Origin of the sequence: Stenotrophomonas sp. 2YAF22 (assembly GCF_052114665.1) — a bacterium.
Taxonomy (GTDB): Bacteria; Pseudomonadota; Gammaproteobacteria; order Xanthomonadales; family Xanthomonadaceae; genus Stenotrophomonas; species Stenotrophomonas indicatrix.
Window position 1 is genome coordinate 1 of the sequence record NZ_JBFRFE010000320.1, and the last position, 4,807, is coordinate 4,807.

Annotated in this window: 4 protein-coding genes; 3 read left to right on the top strand and 1 reads right to left on the bottom strand. The window is 67.0% G+C overall.

Annotation, left to right across the window (positions count from 1 at the left end):
- Nucleotides 1-855: thioredoxin (gene trxA, locus AB4Y84_RS13355; protein ID WP_032975060.1), on the bottom strand; the 855-nt coding region annotated here is incomplete at its 3' end.
- Between the two features lie 153 nt (nt 856-1,008).
- On the opposite strand from trxA, the gene AB4Y84_RS13360 reads away from it, so the two are divergent.
- The 3 genes from AB4Y84_RS13360 to AB4Y84_RS13370 form a co-directional block, all read left to right on the top strand.
- Nucleotides 1,009-1,617 (top strand): DUF998 domain-containing protein, encoded by a 609-nt coding sequence (locus AB4Y84_RS13360; RefSeq protein ID WP_442244106.1) that lies wholly within the window; start codon nt 1,009-1,011, stop codon nt 1,615-1,617.
- 105 nt (nt 1,618-1,722) lie between these two features.
- Nucleotides 1,723-4,362 (top strand): leucine--tRNA ligase, encoded by a 2,640-nt coding sequence (gene leuS, locus AB4Y84_RS13365; RefSeq protein WP_442244105.1) that lies wholly within the window; start codon nt 1,723-1,725, stop codon nt 4,360-4,362.
- 139 nt (nt 4,363-4,501) lie between these two features.
- Nucleotides 4,502-4,807 (top strand): LPS-assembly lipoprotein LptE (locus AB4Y84_RS13370; RefSeq protein WP_442250267.1); only part of this gene is annotated, 306 nt, incomplete at its 3' end.

Below are 4,807 nucleotides of genomic sequence, written 5' to 3' on the forward strand. Positions count from 1 at the left end.
GAACAGCAGGGAGGCCATCCGGCGCCGCGAACGGCCGACCAGGTCTTCATCGGCGATGACGTTGAACGCATCGATCAGGGCCTTGCGCGGCAGTCCTTCCTGGAAACTGCGGTCGATCCGCAGCATCTCGAGGAACTGTTCCAGCGCAGCTTCGTCCTCGCCGGCCAGCAGCAGCTGCACACCCCGCAGGTGGCGTGCCTGCAGATCCTTGCCGTCGGCGGCGATGCGCGCATCCAGCTCCTCGGCGGGCGGGGCATCCTTCAGCGCGGCGGCGAAGGAGAGCCGGGCGCGGCCACGCACGGCGCGGTCATCGGTGGCCAGGTTGGCGGGCAGGGCATCGATCAGGGTAGCGGCCTCGTCCACGCCGCCGACCTGCAGCAGCGCCAGGGCCAGGTCGAGCTTCAGCTCATCCTTGTCCGGCTCGGCGGCGATCTGCGCGCGCAGCACGTCCACCTGCGCCTGCGGGTCCAGCGGCGCTTCGTCTTCGGCGATGGTGTCGCCGACATCAGCCGGCACAACGCCGTGCTGGGCCAGGAATTCACGCAGCTGGCCTTCCGGCAGGGCGCCGGGGAAGCCGTCCACCAGCTGTCCACCCTTGACCAGGAACACGGTGGGCACCGAACGGATCTGGAAGGCTGCCGCGATCTGCTGTTCCTTGTCCACGTCGACCTTGGCCAGCTCGAACGCGCCGTTGTATTCGCCGGCCAGCTTCTCCAGCATCGGGCCGAGGGTCTTGCACGGTTCGCACCAGGTCGCCCAGAAATCCACCAGGACCGGCGTCTGCAGCGACTTCTGCAGCACTTCCGCCTCGAAGGTGGCAGTGGTGGCATCGAATACGTAGGTCGTCTCGGTCATGGGGCATCGTTCGGCATCTGGAGACCGATTCTATGGTGACGAACCTTGCCGGTCTCAACCCTGCGGTCACGCCCACCATGAAATCGCGGACGGCTTGGCGCAGGTGCCAGCTGCCGTGACAATGGCCTGATGTTCTCCTGAAGAGTGGCTGCGATGTCCGTGGTTCGGCTGGATCGTTGGGTAGGCGTGCTCGCCGCAGCCCTGTTCGTGCTGTCGGTGGCCGGCTTCGGTGCGGCCCTGCCGGACTATTCGCAGGCGATGCATCCGGTGACCTGGCTGGGCGCGCACGGCATCCCCCATGCGCTGGGCTTCAACCTGCTGGGCCTGGTGCTGCCGGGTGCACTGGCGGTGGTCGTGGCCGAGCGCCTGCGCCGGCAGCTGCCGGTGGACGCCGCCTGGACGGCACGCGTGGGCAGCCAGATGCTGCTGCTGGCCGGTCTCGCCTTCATCGCGATGGGCCTGCTGCCGCTGGATTTCGAAGACCAGATGGGCATGCAGGGCCCTGCCAGCAAGCTGCACGCCAGCGTGTGGATGGTCTGGGCACTGGCCTTTGTCGCCGGCAGCGTGATGCTGGGCGCGGCGCGGCTGCGGCATTCCGGCGGGCGCAGGCTGGGCCTGCTGACGCTGGCCTGCGGAATCGGTGCCGGTCTGCTGGCGTTCGGCCTGCCGGGGGTACTGCCGGCGGCGCTGGCGCAGCGGTTGGCCTTTGCCTGCTGGGCGCTATGGCTGGCCCTGGCCCTGCCTCTGTCGCGCGGGCGCTGAGACACTTCCCGCAGCCGCGCCGCGCGCCGGTCCGGCAGGCAGGATTGGAGCCATTTGCCGCACTGCGGTACGCTGTACCGCTTTGCCGCCGCAACCGCGTGTTACATGACCAGCGTCGAACCCAACGTTTACGATCCGCAGCAGGTTGAATCCGCCGCCCAGAAGTACTGGGAYGCTACCCGTGCCTTCGAGGTCGATGAAGCCTCGGACAAGCCGAAGTACTACTGCCTGTCGATGCTTCCGTATCCGTCCGGTGCGCTGCACATGGGCCACGTGCGCAAYTACACGATCGGCGACGTGATCAGCCGCTACAAGCGCATGACCGGCCATAACGTCCTGCAGCCGATGGGCTGGGACGCATTCGGCCTGCCGGCGGAAAACGCCGCGATCAAGAACAAGACCGCGCCGGCCGCCTGGACCTACAAGAACATCGACCACATGCGCAGCCAGTTGCAGTCGCTGGGTTATGCCATCGACTGGTCGCGCGAGTTCGCCACCTGCCGCCCGGACTATTACGTCCACGAGCAGCGCATGTTCACCCGCCTGATGCGCAAGGGCCTGGCTTACCGCCGCAACGCGGTGGTGAACTGGGACCCGGTCGACCAGACCGTGCTGGCCAACGAACAGGTCATCGACGGCCGCGGCTGGCGCTCCGGCGCGCTGGTGGAAAAGCGTGAGATCCCGCAATGGTTCCTGCGCATCACCGACTACGCCCAGGAACTGCTGGACGGCCTGGATGAGCTGGATGGCTGGCCGGATTCGGTCAAGACCATGCAGCGCAACTGGATCGGTCGCTCCGAAGGCCTGGAAATCCAGTTCGACGTGCGTGACGTCGATGGCGCCGCACTGGATCCGCTGCGCGTGTTCACCACCCGCCCGGATACCGTGATGGGCGTGACCTTCGTGTCGATCGCCGGCGAACACCCGCTGGCGCTGCATGCCGCGAAGAACAATCCGGAACTGGCTGCGCTGCTGTCGGAAATGAAGCAGGGAGGCGTGTCCGAGGCCGAGCTGGAGACCCAGGAAAAGCGCGGCATGGATACCGGCCTGCGCGCCGTGCATCCGGTTACTGGTGCCCAGGTGCCGGTTTGGGTCGCCAACTTCGTGCTGATGGGCTATGGCACCGGCGCGGTGATGGCCGTACCGGGCCACGACCAGCGCGACAATGAATTCGCCAACAAGTACAACCTGCCGATCCGCCAGGTCATCGCGCTGAAGTCGCTGCGCAAGGACGAGAGCGCCTACGACGCGACGCGCTGGCAGGACTGGTACGGCGACAAGACCCGCGAGACCGAACTGGTCAACTCCGACGAGTTCGACGGCCTGGACTTCCAGGGCGCCTTCGAAGCGCTGGCCGAGCGTTTCGAGCGCAAGGCCCAGGGCCAGCGCCGGGTGAACTACCGTCTGCGCGACTGGGGCGTGAGCCGCCAGCGCTACTGGGGTTGCCCGATCCCGGTGATCTACTGCGACAAGTGTGGCGCGGTGCCGGTGCCGGAAGACCAGTTGCCGGTGGTGCTGCCTGAAGACGTCAACTTCGTCGGCACCGGTTCGCCGATCAAGGCCGATCCGGAATGGCGCAAGACCACCTGCCCGGACTGCGGCGGCGCGGCCGAGCGTGAGACCGACACCTTCGACACCTTCATGGAGTCGAGCTGGTACTACGCCCGCTACACCTCGCCGGGCGCCCGCGATGCGGTCGACAAGCGTGGCAACTACTGGCTGCCGGTGGACCAGTACATCGGTGGCATCGAGCACGCGATCCTGCACCTGATGTATTTCCGCTTCTACCACAAGCTGCTGCGCGACGCGCGGATGGTGGACAGCAACGAGCCGGCGCGGAACCTGCTGTGCCAGGGCATGGTGATCGCCGAGACCTACTACCGCCCGAACCCGGACGGCTCGAAGGACTGGATCAACCCGGCCGATGTGGAAGTGCAGCGCGACGAGCGCGGCCGCATCACCGGCGCCACCCTGATCGCCGACGGTCAGCCGGTGGTGGTCGGTGGTACCGAGAAGATGTCCAAGTCGAAGAACAACGGCGTGGACCCGCAGGCGATGGTCGGCAAGTACGGTGCCGACACCGTGCGCCTGTTCTCGATGTTCGCGGCACCGCCGGAACAGTCGCTGGAATGGAACGAAGCCGGCGTGGACGGTATGGCCCGTTTCCTGCGCCGCCTGTGGGCACAGGTGCAGAAGCACGCTGCCGAAGGTGCCGCACCGGCGCTCGACGCGGCCGCGCTGGATGCCAGCCAGAAAGCCCTGCGTCGCAAGACCCACGAGACCATCGGCAAGGTCGGTGACGACTACGGCCGCCGCCACAGCTTCAACACCGCCATTGCCGCTGTGATGGAACTGATGAACGCGCTGGCCAAGTTCGAGGACGGCAGTGAACAGGGGCGCGCTGTGCGCCAGGAAGCGCTGCAGGCCATCGTGCTGCTGCTGAACCCGATCACCCCGCATGCCAGCCACGCCCTGTGGCAGGTGCTGGGTCATGGCGAAACGCTGCTGGAAGACCAGCCGTTCCCGCAGGCCGACAGCAACGCGCTGGTACGCGACGCGCTGACCCTGGCCGTGCAGGTCAACGGCAAGCTGCGTGGCACCATCGAGGTGGCGGCCGACGCCGCGCGTGAGCAGATTGAAGCGCTGGCGCTGGCCGAGCCAAACGCGGCCAAGTTCCTGGAAGGCCTGACGGTGCGCAAGATCATCATCGTTCCCGGCAAGATCGTGAATATCGTCGCTGCCTGATGTACCTGGCACCGGCCGCCATCGTGGCGGCCGGTGCGTTGTCGCCACGCCGGGCGCGCCCGGCCGATGGCCCTGCGTTCACGCGGCCTCGGGCACCCTGTCTGTTGCCGTGATCGCCCGGCTCCGCCAGACTGTCTACATGACCCGAATCCTGCTTGCCCTCGTTCTCGTCCTCGGCCTCGCTGGCTGCGGTTTCCACCTGCGCAACAAGCTGATGCTGCCGTCCGACACGGCGCCGGTGAAGGTGGTGTCCACTGCGCCCTACAGTGAGCTGGTCAAGCTGTTGAACCGCAGCCTGCTGGCATCCGGTGCGCGCTTGGCCGATGAGGACAGCAAGGGCCCCAATGCCCAGCTGCAGGTGCTGTCCGAACGCTGGGGCGACCTGCCCATCGCCATCGACTCGCAGGGCCGCGCGCAGGAATACAGCCTGCGCTATGCCGTGATC